This window comes from Catalinimonas alkaloidigena, assembly GCF_029504655.1.
GTDB lineage: Bacteria > Bacteroidota > Bacteroidia > Cytophagales > Cyclobacteriaceae > Catalinimonas > Catalinimonas alkaloidigena.
This window is the reverse complement of the sequence record NZ_JAQFIL010000001.1, coordinates 5,930,125-5,955,212: the sequence shown is the minus strand read 5'-3', so window position 1 is coordinate 5,955,212 and position 25,088 is coordinate 5,930,125. Positions and strand designations below refer to the sequence as shown.

General features: G+C 41.9%; 10 protein-coding genes. 6 read left to right on the top strand and 4 right to left on the bottom strand.

Annotation, left to right across the window (positions count from 1 at the left end):
• The first annotated feature begins 191 nt into the window (after positions 1-191).
• Positions 192-1,544: a DUF5723 family protein gene (locus OKW21_RS24025; RefSeq protein WP_277484444.1), complete on the top strand. Its 1,353-nt coding sequence runs from the start codon at positions 192-194 to the stop codon at positions 1,542-1,544.
• Between the two features lie 46 nt (positions 1,545-1,590).
• On the opposite strand, the gene OKW21_RS24020 is transcribed toward OKW21_RS24025, so the two are convergent.
• The 4 genes from OKW21_RS24020 to OKW21_RS24005 all read right to left on the bottom strand — a co-directional run bounded on the left by OKW21_RS24020 (position 1,591) and on the right by OKW21_RS24005 (position 17,108).
• Positions 1,591-3,054: a capsule assembly Wzi family protein gene (locus OKW21_RS24020; RefSeq protein WP_277484443.1), complete on the bottom strand. Its 1,464-nt coding sequence runs from the start codon at positions 3,052-3,054 to the stop codon at positions 1,591-1,593.
• Positions 3,055-3,577: 523 nt separating this feature from the next.
• Positions 3,578-6,271, bottom strand: coding sequence for a PKD domain-containing protein (locus OKW21_RS24015; RefSeq protein WP_277484439.1), 2,694 nt, complete (start codon positions 6,269-6,271; stop codon positions 3,578-3,580).
• Positions 6,272-6,304: 33 nt separating this feature from the next.
• Positions 6,305-7,471 (bottom strand): T9SS type A sorting domain-containing protein, encoded by a 1,167-nt coding sequence (locus OKW21_RS24010; protein ID WP_277484436.1) that lies wholly within the window; start codon positions 7,469-7,471, stop codon positions 6,305-6,307.
• Positions 7,472-8,336: 865 nt separating this feature from the next.
• Entirely contained in the window at positions 8,337-17,108 is an 8,772-nt protein-coding gene (locus OKW21_RS24005) for a PKD domain-containing protein (RefSeq protein ID WP_277484434.1), read from the bottom strand.
• A 618-nt stretch (positions 17,109-17,726) separates the two neighbouring features.
• On the opposite strand from OKW21_RS24005, the gene OKW21_RS24000 reads away from it, so the two are divergent.
• From OKW21_RS24000 to OKW21_RS23980, 5 genes are all read left to right on the top strand, one after another.
• On the top strand, positions 17,727-18,536 hold the full coding sequence (locus tag OKW21_RS24000; protein WP_277484431.1) for a glycosyltransferase family 2 protein: 810 nt from the start codon (positions 17,727-17,729) through the stop codon (positions 18,534-18,536).
• Positions 18,537-18,560: 24 nt separating this feature from the next.
• Positions 18,561-20,090 carry a hypothetical protein gene (locus tag OKW21_RS23995; RefSeq protein ID WP_277484427.1) on the top strand — a complete coding sequence of 510 codons (1,530 nt, stop codon included), beginning with the start codon at positions 18,561-18,563 and terminating at the stop codon, positions 20,088-20,090.
• A gap of 271 nt (positions 20,091-20,361) precedes the next feature.
• Entirely contained in the window at positions 20,362-21,072 is a 711-nt protein-coding gene (locus OKW21_RS23990) for a polysaccharide biosynthesis/export family protein (protein ID WP_277484425.1), read from the top strand.
• 10 nt (positions 21,073-21,082) lie between these two features.
• Entirely contained in the window at positions 21,083-23,431 is a 2,349-nt protein-coding gene (locus OKW21_RS23985) for a GumC family protein (protein WP_277484421.1), read from the top strand.
• Positions 23,432-23,539: 108 nt separating this feature from the next.
• The gene (locus OKW21_RS23980) at positions 23,540-25,066 is read left to right on the top strand and encodes a lipopolysaccharide biosynthesis protein (protein ID WP_277484420.1); all 1,527 of its coding nucleotides are present in this window, start codon (positions 23,540-23,542) and stop codon (positions 25,064-25,066) included.
• Positions 25,067-25,088 lie beyond the last annotated feature (22 nt).

The window sequence follows — 25,088 nt, the reverse complement described above, 5'->3', positions numbered from 1 at the left end:
TTGTGTGAATTAAACTTTTTTTTGTACCTTATGAAGATACTATAAGAGCCAGCCTGATTATACTTCTGGTCAGGCAAATGAATGTAATGCTAAGGTTTTAGTAGTTCAGGCTTTTAGAAGTCAGATATATTTTCCTTTTTGTGTAGGGTTCTGTAGACTCTTACTTGTAGAATAGCTTTTTTCGTCAAACTATGCGTGCTTTCCTACTACTCCTTCTAGCATGGGACATGTCATTTTTTGTCACTCCTGTCTGCGCGCAGTCCTTTAGCGGTCAGTTTGCTTTGCGCCCCAAGGGAGTGTTAAGAGTAGGCGAGCAGCCGGCAGCGCTTTTTCTTCCTGATGGAGAAGCTGATTGGGGAGTGGCAGGACTGGGGGCAGACTGGCGCAGTCATTTGTTATACCCTAGTCTGAATGGCTCCTTACTGTATGCCAGCACTGATTTCAAAAGCACAGCAACGCAGCATAGCTGGCTTAAGCTTCAGGGGCCATCCATGAGCTTTGTTCTGAACGACAGGACCAGATTGGCCCTGGGGATTCAGTATCGCTGGCAGGCACAGATGTCTACCGCAGCGGTTTTCGCGCGTGATATCATTACCGAATTTTCCGATGAAAGTACCTATGAAAGAGAGCGGGTGGGGGTACATGCTAAATTAAACAGCACACAATGGGAGGATCTGCATTTCAGCTATGCCTATCTCATGGCAGAAAACCGTTTAGGTAGCTGGTATATAGGGAGCAGCCTGCATCTTCTTCTTGGCAATGGGGTACTGCAAATGCATTTTCCCTATATGGATTATGAGCTCAGGGATTCTAATGTGATCTATGTCCATGCCTACCGATGGGATGCTCGCTACAGCCCGGGCTATTCAGCCAATGAAAACTGGTCCGCCTTCTGGAAACCACAGGCTATCGGGCTGGGTATTGATTTTGGCCTGCAATGGCAAAGTAAGCATGCACCATTGAATAAGAAAAAATGGCACATAGAACAGGCAGGCATCAGTCTGCTGGATTGGGGAAGGATTGGGTTTTCACCGAAGTCATTACACTATTATGGCATAAATAAAGAAACTAATCGGCGCATTGAACTGGACCACTTAATAGATGAAGTTGCGAGCCCTATAGCAATACAGGACAGTATTTCCGAAATTCTAAGTATGACAAAAGAATACGAGCGGCTATCTTTGAGTCTGCCCTTCAGGTTTAGAGGAGAGATGGTGGTGGTAAGGAAGAATCTCTCTCTTTTTTTTACCACAGAGATAAATTTGCATACCTGGCAGCAGGCTGAAGTAAAATTACATCAATCCTGGAAAGTGAGTGGGGTGCCCGTTATCGAGCTGGAGTCATGGGGAAGGCTTGCCATACCGCTGGAATATGATGCCGCCTACGGTTTACAGACGGGAGTAGCATGGATGTGGAAGCATATCAGTGTGGGTATCCCTCATGTGCCGGCATTGCTTCCTAACAAAGGAGGGAGCTCTCACTTGGGCTTTTGGTTGAGCTGGCACAAGTCACTGTTTGCTTCCAGGGCTATTCTTTGCCCATAAGCAGTATTCATCACATCATGTAGTAGGGGCAAAGGCATGCCAGGGGTTAAGGGCTTATTTTGGGATAAGCTTGTCTGAGCCTGCTGACGCTCTTTGAGAGACTATTCAGGTGATACTCTATTCCAAGGGACAGACCAAAATTATCACTGAGCTGACCGGTATCAAATCCTAAGCCAGTAGTGAAGGTCCATGCTTTATGTAAAAAAACCAGCTCCTGCAAAAAATACCACTGTATTTTGTAGGGTGTAAACTGCCCTCCGTTAAAGTAATTACCGTAGTTTTCAGTATAGGTAGCCAGCGTACGAAAGTGTAAAGTGGGTAACATTTGTCCTTTTATGCCCATATGGAATGCCCGGATTCTATTGTTAGTTACCACCCAGCGTTCCGCATCTACGATGTCTTCCTGCAGATAAATCGCTGCTTTGTTTCGGTCTACAAAAAGAGGAGTGCCTATGATTCGTCCTCTATAAGTCCATCCATTCGTATACAATCTGTTATTATAATAGTTATCATGCCCCGACTTCACGTCTCCGCTTTGGTAACGGGTATCTACGAATTCCAGGGTAAGGGCTGAGAAATTTGTGTTTTCTGCATGGTTGATGATAGATACTCCCATCAGCTTGTCAGGGTTGGTCAGCGGTTTGATGCCAGAGCGGTCCTCAAAAGGGATCTGATGATAAAAGCTAAGGGAGAGCTCCTGGAAATCAAAAGAAAAACCAAAGTCCATAAATCCCAGATGGTTTCCCAGACGCCCTTCTTTGGCTTCGGTATAAGGGCGGGCATCATCTATGGGTCTGCCCATAACCACTGTCTTAAAGGCATTCCAGGAATTGTCCAGCTGACCGGAGTCGGGATGCTTTCCTCCCCATATCGCAAAACGATTATAGCCTGCGTATGCATGGAATGGCTTACGCCCTACTCTCAGGTAGAGGTTTCTTTCGTGTAGAAGGGTGTTGGGTACTAGTCTTTCTTTTCCCATCCATCCATGACTGAAGAGCCCCTTAAACTGTACCCAGCCATAGGTAAGCGGAACATCGGTATATTCTCTTACAGACAGGCTTACTTTAGGAACCGGTAGGGCATTTCCGCTTACGCCTAAAGAGCCGCTGGAAAGCTCGGGGTTAATCTCTCCCAGAATTTCTTCGTATCTGCCTGCCCTTATCTGCCAATGGTTATAGTTTAACGTAACATTTCCCTCCTGAATGAAAGTTTCGCCCAGGTGATTATGATTGTACACATCCAGTGCATAGGAGAGGTATAGATCGGGCACTTCATTATTCTCAAGAAAATAATGATAGAGAGGGCTTTTGGCGCGGTATGTATGTTTATTGGAAACCCTTATATGCGTAGACAGGTCTGCATGTCTATCCGCGATGGTACCAAAACGACCTGCTATGAGCCAGAGGGGTTGATAAGATTGGGTAGCTACAGTGGCTGTTGTGCCTATTTTCAACTGTAAGGAGTCTGTAAACTGCGCATGAGCACTTCCGGAAAAAAATAGGATAGCCACGCTTATTTGTATTCGGGGGAGTTTCATAAGCAGAATAAAAAATCTTTCTATTAAAATAATAAAAAGGATGGGTTTAGGAGAAGGAATCCTATAAAAATATAGTGTAATACCAATTCTTTGTTACTGCTAAGCTGTGAAGCTTCCGGGAGCTAAGAACGAAAGGTGATAGGGAAGTAATAGTATGCAACTATGCTACGGTATATTTCCTGAAAGTGGGCTGTGGGACCGGCAGTCGCCACGGCGGGCCACGGCGGCACGGGGTGCCCCGCACAAGTCCACGGCATGTATGCCCCGGTTAGTGTCCGGCCTGGAGGGGCTCCACAAACCGGAAATGTATGGTGTATAGCATGCAGCTTAAGGCAAAGGCGACTGTAAGCAGTCAAAAGGTTGTATGGGTACAATAAAAAATGTCCTACTCTTTTTCCTCTTTTGAGGAGAAGAGTAGGACAAGTAAGTTGATCATTAGCTGTTGTTAATCTGTCTTATTGAAACAGCTAAGCATGATTGTCAAGTGAGTACTGTATTATTCTGCTGTAACATCAGAAGAGCTTTCAATTCTTACCTGACCATTGGTGTTGGTAAAGTAGTTATCGTATACTTCTCCATCCGCACTGCTCTTGATCACAATACCTCTTCCCTCTTTGAAGTAGTTATCGGATATGTCAAGTCCGCTCGTCCCTTCTAAGTATATACCAAAGCTACTTAAGCCTGACACCTCATTTCCTGATATCTTCAGGTTTTTGGTATGGCCTCCATCTGTACACTTAATCTGTATACCCATGATTTGCTTATCAAAGTTGGTTGGAGTAGAGACCTTATTATTCTCAATCCTGATGTTTTTAGACTCCTTGGTTCCATTTACCAGGATGCCTTTAGATCTCTGACTACTGTTTAAGAAAGCCATTTCATTCATGTTGTTGTCTACGATCACGATATTCTCTACTATGGTAGGAGCACCATATTCCCCTTTTCCATGATCAACCCCTACATATATACCATGATTGTCTATTTTTTCCATGGTATTTCTCTCAATCGTGATATTTCTCATCACTACACGTCCACTGGTTGGCTGCGCTACTACAGATATACCCATCTGGGTTACTTCTCTGATGTAGTTGTCTGAGATTACCACATCCTCCGCACTATAGTTTCCGCCGTTCAGTTTTAGCTGGCAGTTATCAGAGTAATTGTTGAGTACTTTGATGAACTTGATATTACGAGCATTGATACCATGCAGTGTCCAGTCAGGGTCAGCGATGGATTTTTTGCTGTTAATAAATCTACAGTTGCGGATGATCACATTCCTGGTTTCTTCCAGCCAGATGCCAGTGACAAAGTTACGTTCCGCATTAATATCAATGGTAACATTTTCAATGATTACATCAGTTACCCCATTAAGTACTAATCCTCCTTGTATACGGGATCCATCAATTTTAATAACTGCTCCATTTGAGCTTGTGATACGCGTATGGCTGCCGATTAACCAGTTGTTATTTATCTTTTTATCACTGGTTAAATTGATAGTATTCTTGATTACAATATCTGATACTTCATCAGCAGGGGCTTCAACGGCTTCTGCTTCTACTGTAAGTTGCAGCTGATCAGATGCGGTAGCTTTTTCATTGTCAGTCACTGTAACCTTGAAAGTATACTTACCTTCTTTCAGCTCATTGATTTTAACCGAAGCAGTGCTGGCATTGCTCAACTTAGCCTGGGTAGGACCATTTACCTGCTCCCACTTATAAGATGAAATGCTGCCATCTGCATCAGAGGCCTGAGCTTTTAAGGTAATGCTATTATCAGGCAAAGTTAAGGTTTTGTTATCCCCTGCATCTACAGAGGGAGAAAGATTACCAATTTCTACATCACCACAGTTGATGGCAGCGCTACCTGTGCCAGAAGGCGTAGAACCGTCCATGCTAATAAAAAACTTGTCGAGCAGGGTGCCATCTTCACGATAGCTCACCTCAATAGTATTTGTTCCTGCTTTCAGCTCAACGGGATCGGAGTATGAATGCCATACAAATCCACTTTGCGGTTTAACAGACCATTGATCCCAGCTGCCACCGTTAATACGCACATAAAAAGAGTTATCTCCTCCACTCTCAGCCATGATACGTCCGAAGAGCTTATGACTACCGGCAGTAGCGGTATTAAAGCTAAAAGAAGCAATATCCTGACTGGCTGAAGGTGCTGAGCTGGTACTGTTATGTCCATCTTTGATACTGATATAAGAACCACTGGAAGCAGAAGAACCGGATAGTCTTTGCCACTTATCTCCTAGGGTTGAAGCGCATTCAGCTTCTAACCATACGCCTGTTTCATCTGCAGGGGCTTCAACGGCTTCTGATTCTCCTTCTACTGTAAGTTGTAGCTGTTCGGAGGCTGTAGCCTGCTGATCATCAGTTACAGTGACTTTGAAAGTGTAAGAACCTTCCTGTAGGCCATCTACTTTTGCAGTAGCAGAGCTGGTATTGCTCAACTTAGCCTGGGTAGGGCCATTTACCTGCTCCCACTTATAAGATGAAATACTGCCATCTGCATCAGAGGCCTGAGCGGTAAGAGACGTGCTATTGGTAGGCAGGGTAAGGTTTTGCAAACCGCTTATGCTTACTTTAGGGGCTTCATTTCTGATACTTTCACCTCCGCAGTTGATGGCAGCGCTACCTGTGCCAGAAGGCGTAGAACCGTCCATGCTAATAAAAAACTTGTCGAGCAGGGTGCCATCTTCACGATAGCTCACCTCAATAGTATTTGTTCCTGCTTTCAGCTCAACGGGATCGGAGTATGAATGCCATACAAATCCACTTTGCGGTTTAACAGACCATTGATTCCAGCTGCCACCGTTAATACGCACATAAAAAGAGTTATCTCCTCCACTCTCAGCCATGATACGTCCGTAGAGCTTATGGCTACCGGCAGTTGCGGTATTAAAGCTAAAAGAAGCAATATCCTGACTGGCTGAAGGTGCTGAGCCGGTGCTGTTATGTCCGTCTTTGATACTGATATAAGAACCACTGGAGGCAGAAGAACTGGATAGCTTTTGCCACTTATCTCCTAGGGTTGAAGCGCATTCAGCTTCTAACCATACGCCTGTTTCATTATTTGTATTTGCCTCAATCCTGTGTTTGGGGCTTGTCTTTTCTGAAATGTTTTCTTTTGCAGATGCATAAAGAGAACAGGTGCAGAATATTATGGGTAGTAGAATATTTTTCATTTTCATTGCTTTATTTCTGTCGTCTTGTACAATTTACTTCCTGATAAAAATTTTCTTGGTTGAAGAACCATTCTCCGTCACTGTCTTTAGATAATAAATTCCACTCACCAGGTTTTGTACATTTATCTTTACTTCTCCCTGAATTTCATCAATAATTCCTGATCTTACTACATTTCCTGCATTATCAATCAATGTAAAGCTTGTATTGTCTTTTGCTTCAGACAAAATATGTAGTTCATCAACAGTTGGGTTAGGGTAAGCACTAACCTTGATCAGGTCTTCAGCTGCCTTGCTATTAATAATATCAAACTGTATCGAGCTAGTAGCAATCTGACCGCCTTCTCCATTTAGGCCGGAAAAGCTTTTCGCACTCAGGGAGTTTCTTCCTATTGTGGGTGTCCATCCTTTGATGTTAAGGTTATTGTTTACATCGCCGGCCAGGGACAAAATTTCATTCTTTTGATGGATATTTTTATTGTCATTATATCCTAACAATATGCTTTTACCACTTTTAGCGTTTTTTACATTAGTTATCACCTGCACATCTTTTCCTACCTCAGCTAAGTCTATTACTGCGCCTTCGGGTATAGGATCGTAAGCCGGAACAGTTTGTTGGGTCTTTGTATCGTATAAGCTGAATGTAATGGCATTGTCAATAGGCTCATCGACAACTGTAAAGCTAATACTGGCTTTACCGATGATATTTCCTTTTGCTCTTTCTTCCTGGTATGCAATAGCAGTAACTTCATTACTTCCCAACTCAGGCGCCCAGCTATCGTAGATAGTAAGCTTATCATCGCTCAAAAGATTAAAATTCAGTCCTATACCATAGGGGGCTATTTCTTCCAGTTGGAAATTTTTGCTTTTATTAAATTTTAGCGCTACACTCCCGGCCTGCTTCTTTACCAGATTGGCTACCACGGTAAGTTCTTTTCCAACGCTTGATATGTTAATTATTGCCCCTTCTTGTATGGGATTATAGCCTGCTACAGGTTCACCAGTTTGTGCGTCGTACAAACTAAAAGTAATCTGAGCCGCTCCTTCAGAGGGTAAGTTATCATTTGTAGGCTTTATACTTTTACTAGTGTTACTATCAGGGATATCTTCAGAAATAATACCTTTTTTGGAAGAGTAATTATTTAAAGAATTTGCATTTATGCTCACTGCAGGTGCTATAAGCAGAAGAGCGAAAATAGACATTGGTAAAATTGAATACTTGCTACACTTGCCTCCTTTTTTGAAAAACAAAATTGAATTTTTTCTAGTAATCATCTTCATATGTGCTCTGTTAAATTTATAAATTTTCTTCTGAATGGAGCACACTGCAAAAATGATGACAAGATCGTGGATGAATTGCTGCTAGCTTGTTTTAAACATTACTTGAGTAATTTAGCAGTATGTAGATGAGATATTCAGGTAAAAAAGCCTATGTTATATAAATATACCTATATTTTATTGTATTATATTTATAATGATTTTCTTTAGAATATCCTTTTGCATCTTTAAGAAGTAGAAGGTGTTTACCAATATGAAAATATTTAAAAAGTTGTCAATATTTAAATATATACCACCTAATTTGTACTTTTTTTATATTCATGAATAATTATGTGAATGAAGGAACAGGATTTTTTATAAGAAGGGCTTAATGAGTAAGAAAGCAAAAAAAAGGAGTTTATCTTTTTGAGAAGGAAAAATGAGCATGGATGAGAAGGAAAAAAATGAGATAGCAGTATATTAAATAATTTTACAACAAAACCTTCATTTCTTCTTATAGATGGCAGTGTCTTTAACATTTTAATCAAATTTCTTACAGCAAACACTTTCTTTTTGCATCATAAAAGAATTTGTATAGGCATAAAAAACTAAATCTTTTATGCTAAAAACCTGATGACTTTTAACATTACTTATACCACAGTTCTGCTAAAGGGTTGAAAATCAGTGGGGAATCGGCTGGTTGATAAAAATTATCGGTAGTAGCGGGTAAATTTTGAAGGAGAGTTGAAATGATTGAACCAAACAAGCTTCTTTTAGTCTGGTTCAATCATTTCTCAAATCTCATGAAGGTTTAATCAGGTTTAACAACTTTCTCAAACCAATGCTGCTTGTCTGAGTGATTGTATAATTTTAAAGTATAAGTCCCATTACTCAAATTCAATGGAGCAAGGTCTAAATATACTACACGTTCATTCATTCGAAGAGCTGTGTGGTCTACGTTTAGTTCAACGCCAGTATTCGTGATGAGGCTAAAATTATAATCAGTAACATTTACAGCTGCTGAAAAAGATATATAAATGCCCTCCTTAAACGGGTTAGGGTGAATAACTAAGTATTCATATTGACCACCATCTGAAATGTTTTCATTATTCAGGGAGGGAGCTTCGGCATCAGCGCTACTTCTGGAAAGGTTTGCAAGGCGTGCACTGCTGCCACTACAATTAGTTCCTACAGTACCGATACCCGAAGGGGAATTGGCATTCAGGGTAAGGTATAGCTTATCGAGTTGCAGCCCATCTTCTCTGTAGGCCACCGCAATGGTATTGGTCCCCAGAGAGAGGACCGCTGACTCATAGAAGCTATTCCAGTTGAAGGCATTACCTACAATAGTCGCCCATTGGTTCCAGGGTCCTCCATTGATACTGATCCAGAAGGAATTGTCCCCTCCACTGGCAGCCAGCGCTCTGGCAAAGATAGCATAAGTTCCTGCAGTAGAAGCCTCAAAAGAAAAGGTAGCGATAGCCTGGGGATCAGTAGGGGCGGCACCGGTGCTCCGGAATCCATTTTGCACAAAGAGATAGGCATCATTGGAAGCGGCCGCACTGTTTCCTATGGCCCAGCTGCTGCCGAAGGTGATACATTCAGCTTCCAGCCAGATTTCGGTATCTCCACCGCCGGACTGAGGGCTGACGATGACCTGCACCTGATCGGCTGCGGTAGCCTGCTGGTCATCAGTGACAGTGACTTCAAAGGTGTAGGTGCCTTCTATGAGGTCAGCGACACTGAGTGTAGCGGTGTTGGCATTGGTCAGGGTAGCAGTAGAAGGGCCGTTGGTTTGCTGCCAGCTATAGGCAGTGATGGTACCATCGGTATCTGAAGCCTGAGCAGTGAAGGAAGTGCTGTTGGCAGGCAGGGTAAGGTTTTGTGTAGGTCCTGCCTCTACAGTAGGAGGATCGTTAGCAGGTCCCCCGGTACTGACGATGACCTGCACCTGATCGGCTGCGGTAGCCTGCTGGTCATCAGTGACAGTGACTTCAAAGGTGTAGGTGCCTTCTATGAGGTCAGCGACACTGAGTGTAGCGGTATTGGCATTGGTCAGGGTAGCAGTAGAAGGGCCGCTGGTTTGCTGCCAGCTATAGGCAGTGATGGTACCATCGGTATCTGAAGCCTGAGCAGTGAAGGAAGTGCTGTTGGCAGGCAGGGTAAGGTTTTGTGTAGGCCCTGCCTCTACAGTAGGAGGATCGTTAGCAGGTCCCCCCGAACAATTAGTTCCTACAGTACCGACACCCGAAGGGGAATTGGCATTCAGGGTAAGGTATAGCTTATCGAGTTGCAGCCCATCTTCTCTGTAGGCCACCGCAATGGTATTGGTCCCCAGAGAGAGGACCGCTGACTCATAGAAGCTATTCCAGTTGAAGGCATTACCTACAATAGTCGCCCATTGGTTCCAGGGTCCTCCATTGATACTGATCCAGAAGGAATTGTCCCCTCCACTGGCAGCCAGCGCTCTGGCAAAGATAGCATAAGTTCCTGCAGTAGAAGCCTCAAAAGAAAAGGTAGCGATAGCCTGGGGATCAGTAGGGGCGGCACCGGTGCTCCGGAATCCATTTTGCACAAAGAGATAGGCATCATTGGAAGCGGCCGCACTGTTTCCTATGGCCCAGCTGCTGCCGAAGGTGATGCATTCAGCTTCCAGCCAGATTTCGGTATCTCCACCGCCGGACTGAGGGCTGACGATGACCTGCACCTGATCGGCTGCGGTAGCCTGCTGGTCATCAGTGACAGTGACTTCAAAGGTGTAGGTGCCTTCTATGAGGTCAGCGACACTGAGTGTAGCGGTGTTGGCATTGGTCAGGGTAGCAGTAGAAGGGCCGTTGGTTTGCTGCCAGCTATAGGCAGTGATGGTACCATCGGTATCTGAAGCCTGAGCAGTGAAGGAAGTGCTGTTGGCAGGCAGGGTAAGGTTTTGTGTAGGTCCTGCCTCTACAGTAGGAGGATCGTTAGCAGGTCCCCCGGTACTGACGATGACCTGCACCTGATCGGCTGCGGTAGCCTGCTGGTCATCAGTGACAGTGACTTCAAAGGTGTAGGTGCCTTCTATGAGGTCAGCGACACTGAGTGTAGCGGTATTGGCATTGGTCAGGGTAGCAGTAGAAGGGCCGCTGGTTTGCTGCCAGCTATAGGCAGTGATGGTACCATCGGTATCTGAAGCCTGAGCAGTGAAGGAAGTGCTGTTGGCAGGCAGGGTAAGGTTTTGTGTAGGCCCTGCCTCTACAGTAGGAGGATCGTTAGCAGGTCCCCCCGAACAATTAGTTCCTACAGTACCGACACCCGAAGGGGAATTGGCATCCAGGGTAAGGTATAGCTTATCGAGTTGCAGCCCATCTTCTCTGTAGGCCACCGCAATGGTATTGGTCCCCAGAGAGAGGACCGCTGACTCATAGAAGCTATTCCAGTTGAAGGCATTACCTACAATAGTCGCCCATTGGTTCCAGGGTCCTCCATTGATACTGATCCAGAAGGAATTGTCCCCTCCACTGGCAGCCAGCGCTCTGGCAAAGATAGCATAAGTTCCTGCAGTAGAAGCCTCAAAAGAAAAGGTAGCGATAGCCTGAGGATCAGTAGGGGCGGCACCGGTACTTCGGAATCCATTTTGCACAAAGAGATAGGCATCATTGGAAGCGGCCGCACTGTTTCCTATGGCCCAGCTGCTGCCGAAGGTGATGCATTCAGCTTCCAGCCAGATTTCGGTATCTCCACCGCCGGACTGAGGGCTGACGATGACCTGCACCTGATCGGCTGCGGTAGCCTGCTGGTCATCAGTGACAGTGACTTCAAAGGTGTAGGTGCCTTCTATGAGGTCAGCGACACTGAGTGTAGCGGTATTGGCATTGGTCAGGGTAGCAGTAGAAGGGCCGTTGGTTTGCTGCCAGCTATAGGCAGTGATGGTACCATCGGTATCTGAAGCCTGAGCAGTGAAGGAAGTGCTGTTGGCAGGCAGGGTAAGGTTTTGTGTAGGTCCTGCCTCTACAGTAGGAGGATCGTTAGCAGGTCCCCCGGTACTGACGATGACCTGCACCTGATCGGCTGCGGTAGCCTGCTGGTCATCAGTGACAGTGACTTCAAAGGTGTAGGTGCCTTCTATGAGGTCAGCGACACTGAGTGTAGCGGTATTGGCATTGGTCAGGGTAGCAGTAGAAGGGCCGCTGGTTTGCTGCCAGCTATAGGCAGTGATGGTACCATCGGTATCTGAAGCCTGAGCAGTGAAGGAAGTGCTGTTGGCAGGCAGGGTAAGGTTTTGTGTAGGCCCTGCCTCTACAGTAGGAGGATCGTTAGCAGGTCCCCCCGAACAATTAGTTCCTACAGTACCGATACCCGAAGGGGAATTGGCATTCAGGGTAAGGTATAGCTTATCGAGTTGCAGCCCATCTTCTCTGTAGGCCACCGCAATGGTATTGGTCCCCAGAGAGAGGACCGCTGACTCATAGAAGCTATTCCAGTTGAAGGCATTACCTACAATAGTCGCCCATTGGTTCCAGGGTCCTCCATTGATACTGATCCAGAAGGAATTGTCCCCTCCACTGGCAGCCAGCGCTCTGGCAAAGATAGCATAAGTTCCTGCAGTAGAAGCCTCAAAAGAAAAGGTAGCGATAGCCTGGGGATCAGTAGGGGCGGCACCGGTGCTCCGGAATCCATTTTGCACAAAGAGATAGGCATCATTGGAAGCGGCCGCACTGTTTCCTATGGCCCAGCTGCTGCCGAAGGTGATGCATTCAGCTTCCAGCCAGATTTCGGTATCTCCACCGCCGGACTGAGGGCTGACGATGACCTGCACCTGATCGGCTGCGGTAGCCTGCTGGTCATCAGTGACAGTGACTTCAAAGGTGTAGGTGCCTTCTATGAGGTCAGCGACACTGAGTGTAGCGGTGTTGGCATTGGTCAGGGTAGCAGTAGAAGGGCCGTTGGTTTGCTGCCAGCTATAGGCAGTGATGGTACCATCGGTATCTGAAGCCTGAGCAGTGAAGGAAGTGCTGTTGGCAGGCAGGGTAAGGTTCTGAGTAGGCCCTGCCTCTACAGTAGGAGGATCATTAGCAGGTCCCCCGGCACTACCATTTACATATATTCTTGGCACACGCACGTCCCATCCTATAGAAATAATATCTAAGTCCCCATCATTATCAATATCAACTGCCTGGGTACCGTCATGATGGTCCATTGGCCCACCGGGATGTAGCACATGTTGTATCCATGTGCCTGTATTACAAAGGTCATTTTCAAAAGCTAAAAGCCGGTGATTTCCTTTCCACTCTCCTGTGAGTACATCCAGATCACCATCCCCGTCCATGTCCACTACATCTAAGCTTAAGCCGTTGTCAACCAGACTACCAATGATCTTTTTAGTCCAGGCGTTTGTGGGGTCAGCAGGAGGATCAAACCAGTTTACATCTCGGTCATTACCTAATTGGTTAACCACACCATCCAGAATACCATCTCGGTCCAGGTCAGCCAAGGTATTACGGTCAAAGTGAGATGAGAGGGTTATACCTGTTGAGAAAGTAGTCCAGCTTCCGCCCTCATTTCTCAACCAGTTGGCTCCCTGAAAGAGATCCAGGTCACCATCACCATCTATATCTCCGGCGGTGATAGCTTCTCCATAAGAATCTGGGCTAATGGAAGTGATTGTCCAGTTCTGGTTTACCGGATCAGTGGGTACGTTTAACATCTGTACATAAGAATCACTGGACTCCGCTCCATTCCAGACAATAGCAATCTGGGTGTTGGCGACATTATTAAAGTTGCCAACAGCAGCACCAGCCATAAAGGTTTCCTCAAAAGTAGAGGTGCCAGCTGGAATATTGGTATGAATGGTAAAATTACCGTTTCCGTCATTTTCAGCCCAGGCCATTGCTGCACTGACATAAGTACCCTGGGTTCCGAAAACGTCTAAATCTCCATCATTATCAAAATCATGGAGAAGCGACATATTATTCATTGGTGCTCCTATGGTATTCTGAACCCAATTGCCCGCAGGGCTACCTGGGTTTTTGTACCACCATCCTCCTGTGATGATATCTTTGTATCCATCACCGTCTATATCTCCGGAAAAAATGTATACTGAACGGTAAGGCACTTCACTCCCTATTACTACCTCGCTCCACTGATCTGGAAAAGGTTTATCAATACAATCACCTGCAACAACATTTACCTGAATCTGATCCATGATGCCCGTCGGACTGTGATCAGCATGCATGAGTTCGAGCGCAATGGTATGACTTCCTACTGATAACTCATTGAAGGTAATAGGGTCGGTATTATATACCCCTCCTAAGTTTACGCCATCTACCATTAAATGAAAATGTGTGGTCCCGCTGCCAACCTCCCAGTTTCTGATCTCAAAGGTGACATCAAAAGGCTGTGTTACGGTAGCACCATCGTTGGGACTCAAAATGGTAATGGATGGATCAGTCTGCTCAACCCCATAAGAAACCTCAATGGCCGAAACCTTTGCCTGATCTACTACAGAAGTAAAATTTAAGGTCAAAGTGCCATCATTAACTTCAATACCTTTGAATTCTTCAATAATGGCTGTGGCTGTCGCTCCTGCATTTTCAATGATATCATAATCATTTAATGTGTACTGCCCGCCTTCTATCTGCACATCAAACTTTCTCGCACCCGCTCCATTGTTATTTTCTACGCCATGATATATCTCCGCAAAATGCAGATTGATGTCATAAAAACCAGACTGTGGAACAGGGATATTATAGGTTACATCGCCATATAATTCGGTTTGATAGATAGCATCAGAGGTAGTATTGTTGATAGGAAGAGAAGTATTGGAATAGGGTGAACCTCCACTACTGTACTGGTCTGCACTCCAATCAACATTATTAAGACTCACTGCCGGGCCACCGGAATTAATGCGCAGAAATACATCGCTTCCACTCAAAGTAAAGTTTTCTTCCAGACTTTGAGTGAGCGGTATTCCACTCACATTTTGGATATTGTTGACTGTTAATTCATATTGAACCTGAGAAGATAGGGGGGATATATTCAGAAATACTGTTCTGTCATCATCCTGCAAAACAGCGGATGAAATACTGACACCATTATTGATAGAATAGTTAGCGGTCTGCTCCGCGGAACTTTCCTGAAGCAGTTCATTAAACTTCACTTTTACCTGATTAGGAGCTAAGGCTTCCACGGAGACGATTGCAGGAGGCGTATTATCCTTTGATATCCCGCTACCATTGAACTCTATTGTATTGATATCAAATAAGTTGATGTTTCCAGAGTTTTTGAATACAAAATAGAGGTCATTTTTACCTCCAGGGTCAGTGACAGATGCCTCTACATTGGTCCAGTCATCAAAGCTACCTGTAACGGGTATCGGTGCAGTACTGAGAAGAGGACCGCTAGGAGAGCCAGCATGAATTTCAATGGTACCTCCCTGGGGAGAAGCCACCCGATAGGTGACAGAATTGATGTTGAGCAAATTTCTGTCAGAGAGTACGATATAGGCGTTATGCTCTAGTGCCCTGACGGAGCTTCTTCCACCACCCAATGGATCAGAATTGACGATCACATTGGTTTTGTCCTGATTGTCATAGAATTCAGCTTCCATTCTTTTAGGGTGAACAGAGATCTGATCATATGAAGTTAAGCCGCTCGCATCGGTATAATTAACATTTAGGACAAAGAAAATATCATCTTCTCCCTCTGCGTTGTGGCCTGTAGCATCAAGGTGAATGGTTCCTGCACATTCATTGATGGCGAGCCCATCATGGAAATGATTCAGGTGGCCAAGCGATGGTACTACAGTTAAATCACTGCAATCAATGCTTCCATCGGAAGTAGAACCATCTTCCACATCATTTACTTCAATATGGAAGTCAATATGATCATCCCAACTGATCATTCCCCCATCAGGAGGATATATATATTCAAAAGTTGGAGCATTGTTACCGGCATATATCCTGATAGACTTAGCATTTACACCTCCATTCTGGTCATCTACTCGTAGTTGAGCATCATAAATTCCTGCTTGACTGTAAGTAAAAGTGGGGTTTTCTTCATTAGAGTCTACCGTTCCATCGGATTGGAAGTCCCATTCATAGACAAGTTCATCTCCATTAGGGTCGCTGGTACCGGCACTTGAAAAATTGACAGTTAGAGGGACCGCACCGGAGGTATTGTCTGCACTTACATTTACCTGAGGGGTAAGGTTGGGGTCTATGCCTGTAAAGTCAATACGTACTAACTTTCCGGTGCCGGTATTGCTCGGACAACACCCCGCTCCATACTCTAATATATACAGTTGACCGTCCGGCCCAATTTTTAAGTCAATAAAGCCGGCGCCTTTCACGATATCAGGCGCTAATTGTTCAGTAGATAAAGCATTCCCTTCCTCATCCATGTCTACTACCCATACCTTACTCTTATTGAAGTCATAGTAGAAATAGGTGCTGTCAAAAATCAGAGGTAGTTTCTTGGGGTTGTCAATAGAAGGATCGTAATAGTACCTCGGACCAGCTAGATAACATTCGTGTAGAAACTCCAGCCAGGAGGGTTGGGCAGGTGGGAGGTTGACAATCCCGGTGTTCCATTGTGATAAGTTCACCGGATTATCAGGGTCATAGTAAAAGTTTGGATTTGAATACGTATTCAGATAAGGTTCATTTTTACCGGAAAGGTAGGGCCATCCATAGTTGCCCGCACTTTTGGTAAGGTTAATCTCATCCAAACCTCTTGGGCCCAGATTACTATCCACATTGGCATCCGGACCCACCTCTCCCCAGAATAACCAGTCGGTATTCGTATTATCAACAAAAATCTTGAATGGGTTTCTGGCTCCCATTACGTAGATTTCCGGTCGTCCGTCTACTCCATTGGGAAACAGGTTACCTCCGGGAATCGTATAGGTTCCATCGGGCTGAGGTTTGATACGGAGTATTTTCCCTCTTAAGTCGTCGGTATTAGAAGAGGTATTTTCAGAGCTGAAGTTGGGATTAGTTTCATCAAGCGTAGAATATTGAGAGTGGTTTGTATTATCCCCTGTAGCAATGTATAAATTACCTTGAGAGTCAAAAGCCATATCTCCGGCTGCATGGTAGCAGCATTCTCTTTGCGTGGGCCACTCTAGCACTACTACTTCAGATGACATATTAATTAGATCTCCGTTCATTTGGAATCGTGAGACCCGGTTAACAGTAACTGAAGCAGGTGAATAATGTAAATATATGTAATTGTTATTCTCAAAATCTGGGTCAAACGCAATTCCTAATAGACCATCTTCCAGTTCGTGAAAGACGTCAATAGTCCCTGCGGATACGGTAATTTGTGTATCCGTATTATATATCTGTACTTCTCCATACCTATCCAGAATAAAAACTCTACCATCAGGTGAAAACTCAAAATTTACAGAGTTTTTTAGTCCGTTTAGCAGTATTACCTTTTGAAAATCGGTGGGTAGTTGCCCAAAAGCACATTTAGGAGCTAAGATACATATAGAAAGCCCTACTATTAGTAAAAGGCTACTACAACGCTTTGATAAGCATTTGAAACTAGGTATCCTTAATTCTTCAAAGAGAATTCGGAGAGGTGAGAAGATAATATGACTCATAGGATAAGAATCTTTCAGATTAAGATAAGATACATTTATAAATTTAAATAAAAGCATTGAATATTACATGAATTTATTTGGCCTAAAACAAAATCCTTAGAATATGTAAATTATGGCAGGTATAAGGTTAAATTATTTAACGTTAGTGAAAATACTCATAATAAGGTAAGCTGGCCAATACACCTATTGGGAATAGCTAAGGCTTTTGCCCTTTAGTGATTTGAGTACCAAAGTGAAAATTTGTCTTAATAAAAAAAAGTATTTATTTAATATTTTGAAAGGTTGTTATCTCAAAAAAAAACAAGAATAACGAAACATTGTACAGATGTAGGAGAAAAATAGAAAAAAAACTAAAATGAAGTGTTGTTTCAAAAACAAATATTTGATACTTTAGACTAAATAAAATATATTTTAGTATATAATGTATTTTATTTACGTATCTTGTTGATTTAGTTAAAGAAAAAAGAATAATATTCTGATTACTTCTCAAGTAATATTTTAAGCCCTGTAATAATATAGATGTAACTATTTCTTTATGATGTGAAGGAAAGCCTGGTGTTTTTCAACAGCATTCTATTTTCTACAACTTTTACTCTGCTAACCAAACTCAGACCTGTTATGAATCCTATTAAGAAAACAGACACTCAATTACAATTTAAAGCAGTCAATCCTACACTGGGGCAGAGGAATAATGTAGTGCCGGAGATAGATGTAAAAACATTATCTATTATTATTCCTGCTTATAATGAAGCGTCTACAATTTCTTATACCTTAGAAAGAGTGAGAAATGTGAGTTTGATTAATGAGACTCAGAAAGAAATTATAGTAGTAAATGATTGCTCTCTTGACGACACTGCAAAAGTTATAGAGAAGTTCTCGGAAAGTCATGATGATATGGACATAAAGCTCATTAGTCATTCAAAAAATCAGGGCAAAGGGGCGGCTATTCATACTGGAATTAAATGTGCAACTGGTGATTTTGTAGTCATTCAGGATGCAGATGTGGAATACGATCCTAAAGAGTTTAATATTTTGTTGCAGCCTGTTTTAGATGGTCATGCTGATGTAGTGTATGGGTCTCGCTTTATGGGAGGAAATGCACATCGGATCTTATTTTTCTGGCACTCTTTGGGAAATAGTATTTTAACATTCATTTCCAATATGTTCACTAATCTTAATTTGACAGATATGGAGACAGGCTATAAGCTCTTCAGGAAAGAACATATACAGAGCTTAAGTCTCAATGAGAAAAGGTTTGGGTTTGAGCCGGAAGTTACAGCGAAAATAAGTCGTATTCCTGGCATAAGAATTTACGAAGTAGGTATTTCCTACTATGGGAGAACATATGCAGAAGGCAAGAAAATCAATTGGAAAGATGGATTCAGAGCCATCTATTGTATTTTTAAATACAATGTGTTGCCTAGGTAAGATATACGCATAATTGTCGCTTCTATGACCTATATGTATTTTTTTAAAAAGGATAAGTATGTATTTCTACTAGCCCTATTCCTCTTCTTGTCTATCAGCATCGTATTACATTATGACCAAGCCCCTGAAGATTTTGGTTTTGCTTATGAATATGGAAACATAGCTGCATCATTGGCTAACGGAAATGGGTATGCCAATGTCTTTACAGCACAAAGTGGCCCCACCGCCTGGATGTTACCAGTCAATACCTGCATTTTTGCTTTGATTTTCTTCTTGTTTGGTACAAAAACCACCATGGCTATGTGGGCGGTAATTGTACTCAACTGCATGCTTTGGGCAGGAACAATTTATCTGTGTTTCAAAGTGCTTAATCGGTTTTCGGGCATTCAAAAGTATGCTTATTTATTTGTTTTTCTTTCTCTGATCCTGATACTTCTTGACTACAGGTCATTTTTAGATAACATCATGGATGTAGCGCTTATCAATTTTATGACAATAGCTACATTGAATGAACTTCTTAAATTCAGGGCAGGAGATAAAAATTTAGTTTCCCTAATACTAATTGCCATTGCGTTGCCACTAATTTCACCAGGTTTGTTTCTGGCATTTGCGATTTTATTAGCGGCCTTTTTCATTATTGACCTTAGTAAGGTTTTACATACGCATAAATTGCGTTTGAGCACTATTAATTTCTCTGTAGTACGACAAGCTGTAATAGTAATTGTGCTGCTCGTGGTTTCCTTTTTTTCTACACTCACCTGGGGTAGTAGGAATTACGCATCCTTAGGGAAGTTTATTCCATCTAAATCAAATTTTTGGTATGAGTTTTATCAGGCAAATATGCTAGATGATGATGGAGTACTTGATCTCCGTACCTTTGTGGTATATCATCCTTTCTATGGAGGTAAGCATTTACAGACCTATAAGGACCTTGGAGAAGTGAAGTTTGGTGAATTTTTTGCCTTAAAAGTGAAAGAAAATTTTAAAGCCAGAGAGTATCTTTCCAGGCTTGCCAACAGGCTTAAAGTAGCTTTCTTTTATAGCCTTAGAACAAGCTTTTCCCATAAGGCAGATACTGAAGCTTTTCATGCTGAGGATCTTATCAAACTTATAAGCGTGGGGTATATTCATGAAGGCAACTGGATTGCCCTGGATCTTGAGCGGTCTGCCTTTATTAATAATATCCAAGAATTAAATCTCACTAACCAAAGCGCTGTTATATCCGACTGGAATTCCAAAAAGATAATTTACCGAAGGGTAAAAGGAGATTATAAAAGTTTAATGAAAGCTATTCTTTTTTCATTGATTCCTTTTGTATGTATTCTCTTGGGAGCATTCATAAAGAAGATCAGAAGCAGTAAGGTTTTCCAGTGGGGCGTACTGATATATTTTCTGCAGTTATCACCTTATATCCTCATTTCGCATTATCAGAGGTATCAATCTTATGTATTCATACTTCAGATTATATTTATGGTATTTGTGCTGTCTTATTTATTGTCGTTGGTAGAGGATAGAAGCTTTAAATTAATGCGTAGAGCGAATTATAAACATTAATCAAAACAATAATATGTGTACTTTTTCCTGAATATATATGTCTCATAAGTATTTTATTATTAATATATAGTGTAATATGTAATGAATTTATTTTATCTAAGTTGTTTTCTGAATTTATTTTTCTACACAAACTCTTTTTTTAATCCATAATTTTGCTTATTTGATAGTTAGAAGAGTTTTTTTGTTTTTCTAAGATATTATACTTTAAACTACTGTGAACTACTACTACCGATTCGCCTTCATATTTCTACTTCTTCTATGTGCATCCTGCGTGAAATACAAACAGTTGGTATACTTAAATGGAGAAACTGAACAGCAGTACTCAAATTATAGTACCTATGACTACAAAGTAAAGCCTTATGACATTCTGTCAATAGAACTCACAAGCTTAGAGCAAAATACTACTCAGTATTTTGCGAATCCGATGGCTAATGATAATGGAAGTAATCAGGTGAGTAGTGCATTGTTGTTTATGAGGGGGTTTATTGTTAGTGGTTTAGGCTATGTAGATTTGCCAATGCTTGGTAAGGTTATGGTAGCGGGATTAACTACTCGTGAGGTCAAAGAAAAGATTGACCGGAACTTAGAAGAATATATGAAGTTTGCCTCTGTCTCGGTAAAATTGATTAACTTCAGAGTAACAGTTTTTGGTGAAGTTGTACGTCCGGGAGTACAATATGTATATGAGGAAAAGTTTACACTTTTACAGGCTATAGCACAAGCTGGTAACTTGACAGAATTCGGAAATGCAAAAGAAGTGAAGTTAGTAAGAGAAACAGATGAGGGGCCTCAAATTGTATATCTTGATTTAACAGATCCTTCTATCGTAAGCTCTGAGTATTATTTTCTTTTACCGAATGATGCTATTTATGTTGAGCCCGTGAGGGCAAGAGCATTCACACTTAATACGAGAATTCTGTCATTAACACTTTCTGTGGCTTCATTAGGATTGGCTATTTTGACACTTATTAACAGAAATTAATTAGATCACCGTGAAGACCTATCAACCACCCCATCAGCAGGATATGCATTCACTTAATGTGAAAGATGTCTTCCGTAAGATATTTCGTTATTGGTATTATTTCCTCATTACAGCAGGAATTTGTGGAGTGTTTGCTGTAGTGTATCTTAAGTTTACTGTGCCAGTGTATCTGATGAGTACCTCTTTGCTTGTACAGGATGAGGATGGTATATCGGGTACAGAAATGATTATGCAGGATATATATCCTCAGGCGGGGAATAAAAATCTGGAGAATGAAATAGGACTTATTCAATCCCATACTATTATAAACGAGACTCTAAAGTCTCTGGACTTTGAGGTTTCCTATTTTAAAAAAGAGTTTTTTGGGAACCGTGAACTGTATCACAGTGCTCCTTTTTGGCTTACTGTTGATACAACAACTTATCAGCTAAGAGGTGTACCCATGAGGATACAACCTCTTACACAAAAACAATATAAGGTCCAGGTTGATGCTGTGGAGCATGAGCAGGTCTGTGATTTTGGTGAAGCATGTCAGTCTGAATTTTTTTCTTTTAAGGCTTACAAAGGCTTCAAAAAACTTCCGGATGAAAATGATGTATATAGCATTGTTATCAATGATTTAACAAAAATTACAGATGCATATCGTAAAAACCTAGTAATTAAAAGACTGGGCAGTGAATCTACCTTGTTGGAACTAAGTGTATTCGGGAGTCTGCCAAAAAAGGAAATTAACTTTTTGAATAAGCTTAGTGAAGTTTATACCAAGAGAAACTTACAGGAAAAGAATCAGACAGCCAGTTTGACGATAGACTTCATCAATAGTCAGTTGTCTGATGTTTCAGATTCTTTAAAAGGAGCAGAAAACCAGTTGGAAAGCTTTAAGACTCAGGAGAATGTAATGGATATTAGCCTCACTGCTGCCAATGCATCAACCAAGCTTAGTAGTTTAGAAACGGATCAAGCCGATTTGAATATCAAGCTAAAGTATTACAATTATCTTTTAAAATACTTACAGGATAGTACAGATATCAATAGTGTCGTTGCACCTTCTTCGGTAGGAATAGCAGACCCCTTATTAAATGAATTGATTATTGAGCTTAAAAGGCTGCACAAAGAAAGAGTAGCCATCAATTATACCCGTACTGCAAAGAGCAATGAATTAGAACTTCTGAATTTACAGATCGCAAATGCCAGAAGTACCATAATAGAAAATGTTACGAACATTATAGAATCTACCAGAATAGCCCTGCAAGAGGTTAACAATCGTTTGGCAGAGGTGCGTAGAGTTGTAGAGAAACTACCTGAGAATGAAAAAGATTTAATGCGAATTCAGAGGAAGTTTAACCTGAGTGATAATCTTTACAACTTTCTGCTCCAAAAACGAGCTGAAGCTGGAATTGCCAAGGCATCCAACCTGCCCGATCATAAGATGGTGGATCAGGCTCGTATTGTGGGGGGAGAGCCGGTTTCTCCAAGGAAATCTTTGGTTTATATTCTTGCCGCAGTGCTTACTTTAATATTACCTACCCTCTTCATATTGGTCAAGACATCACTTACAGATACAATTACAGACCTGGAGCAAATAGAAAAGTTAACTTCTATTCCTATAGCAGGTAAAATTGTACACGTGAAATCTGGTAATACGATAAGCAATGTGCCAAATTCTATTCTTGCAGAAAGTTTCAGGACGTTAAGAGTCAACCTACAGTATTTCTCACTAAGTGGGGAGCCTAAAGTAATAGGGGTTACTTCTACGGTGAGTGGAGAAGGCAAGACTTTCTGTGCGTACAATCTGGCTAGTATACTTGCGCTGGCGAAAAAGAAGGTAATACTTCTGGAAACTGACCTTCGTAAACCTAGACTCATTCACCATAATAAAAAGCTAAGCTACAGATATGGATTAAGTAATTATTTGGTGGGTAGAATGGATTGGAAAGAGCTTGTACAGCCTACCTATATTGAAGACCTTCAAATGATATCTAGTGGACCCATTCCTCCTAATCCCGTAGAATTATTAGAGTCAGGTAACCTGAAAAAATTGATCTACGAGTTAAGACAATACTACGACTTTGTAGTGATTGACACTCCTCCTACTGGCTTGGTGACAGACTATGTTACTATCATGAATAATGTGGATGTAACTCTTTATGTGGTAAGATTAGATTATTCAAAAACTTATTTTCTCACTAATCTTGATAAGGATTTCCATCAGGGGAAATATAAAAACTTTTCACTCGTAATCAATGACGTTAAGAAGCATAATAGTTATGGATATGGATATGCATATGGTTATGGACATTACTATAATCAAAATGGAAAGAGTAAAAAATCCGATAAGTATCAAAAGCTAAATTCATAAAAATAACTGAGGCTTTCTTGCTCTTGAGTTATTCAAAATAGAAAAGGTTAACTAACCCTATATGCTTATCCACAAAAAGATTGTATCAACACATAACTGTTTCTTCTGGTGAGCGAAACAAGTAAGCATATTACGAAGAAGTCTGTAGATGGATTACTCTGGATGTTAACCGGGAAGGCAGGTATTGCTACCTTGAGAGTTATTTCAGTCTCGATTCTTGCCAGGCTACTGAGCCCAGAGGACTTTGGCTTGGTGCAAGCAGCAACTATTGTAACTGGTTTTCTGGAGCTTTTTTCAATGTTTGGTATAGGGCCTGCATTGATACAGTTTAAAGAGCTTACCAAAAGCCATATTTCTACAGCTTTTACGATTACAATGTTTTTTGGGAGCTTCCTTGCTCTGATGGTTTGGGCTACAGCTGACTGGATTGAGGCATTTTTCCAATTTGAAAATTTACACAGCGTACTAATAGCTTTGGCACTGCTTTTTCCGATCAGAAGTATTTCATCGGTGTCCCAGAGTCTGTTATTCAGACATCTGGCTTATCGCAAAATTGCCAAAGCAGAGTTTTTTGGTTTCTTAGGTTATTTTGTGATAGGCATCGTTTTTTCAAGTTTAGGGCATCGTTATTGGTCTTTGGTCTATGGTTATTTTGCCAATTACATTATCCTAAGTGCACTGCTTTTTTATGCTCAGCCTCATTCTTTAAAAGTTGGAATCAACAGAAAGTCTCTAAAAGAACTGATGGGTTTTGGGAGTGGAGTGACCATGACTTATTTTTTCAACTACCTAGCCATGAAAGGTGATTATATCATTATTGGGCGGTTTTTAGGCTCCGCACCTTTAGGAATTTATGGACGAGCCTATAATCTGATGGCCGCATCCGCTAGTTTATTCGGACATGTGGTAGATATGGTATCATTTTCGGCCATGTCAAGGAAGCAGGAAGATCTTGAGAAACTGGAGATAGCCTACAGAAGAAGCATGAGTTTGGTAGCACTGGCTATTTTACCCTTTAGTATCTTCGCTATTATTCTTGCAAAAGAAATCATTGATGTTTTTTTGGGAGAGGGGTGGTCATTAGCTGTCCTCCCTTTTCAGGTGCTGGCTTCCACACTTATCTTTAGAGTAGCTTATAAAATGAACGATTCATTGGCCCGGGCCAAAGGTCAGGTATTTCGGGTAGCAAGGCGTCACGTGATATATGCCTGTGCTGTATTATCAGGGGCTTTTGTTGGTCAGTATTTCGGATTGGCAGGTATAGCGGTGGGAGTAGCAGCAGCTTTTGTACTGCACTTTTTACTTATGACACATTTGACACTCCAGATCTTACCTAAGTTATCCTGGATGAGTATATTAAACTTGTTTAAACCTGCTTTATTAATCAGTTTTCTTCTGAATATCCACATTTTCTTTCTAGTAAATTTTATGGCTTCAATAGGACTGTCTTCCTTCCTTATTGTAGCAGCTAGTGCACTTTGCTTTATGTTTTCGGTACTAGCCCTTATTCGTTACTTGCCTTCTCAATACTGGGGGAGCGAGGGCATATGGATTATTCAAATGATAGGAGATAATCTGACAAAAAAAATATCTTTTTTAGATAAACTGTTTGTACAGTCAAAAGCTAATGGATAGTTGATATAACCAAATTGATGCG

Excerpts from the sequence above, each read along its gene's own strand:
- OKW21_RS24015 (WP_277484439.1), bottom strand. The coding sequence starts at position 6,271 with ATGAAAAATATTCTACTACCCATAATATTCTGCACCTGTTCTCTTTAT.
- OKW21_RS23995 (WP_277484427.1), top strand. The coding sequence starts at position 18,561 with ATGACCTATATGTATTTTTTTAAAAAGGATAAGTATGTATTTCTACTA.
- OKW21_RS24025 (WP_277484444.1), top strand. The coding sequence starts at position 192 with ATGCGTGCTTTCCTACTACTCCTTCTAGCATGGGACATGTCATTTTTT.
- OKW21_RS24010 (WP_277484436.1), bottom strand. The coding sequence starts at position 7,471 with ATGTCTATTTTCGCTCTTCTGCTTATAGCACCTGCAGTGAGCATAAAT.
- OKW21_RS24005 (WP_277484434.1), bottom strand. The coding sequence starts at position 17,108 with ATGAGTCATATTATCTTCTCACCTCTCCGAATTCTCTTTGAAGAATTA.
- OKW21_RS24000 (WP_277484431.1), top strand. The coding sequence starts at position 17,727 with ATGAATCCTATTAAGAAAACAGACACTCAATTACAATTTAAAGCAGTC.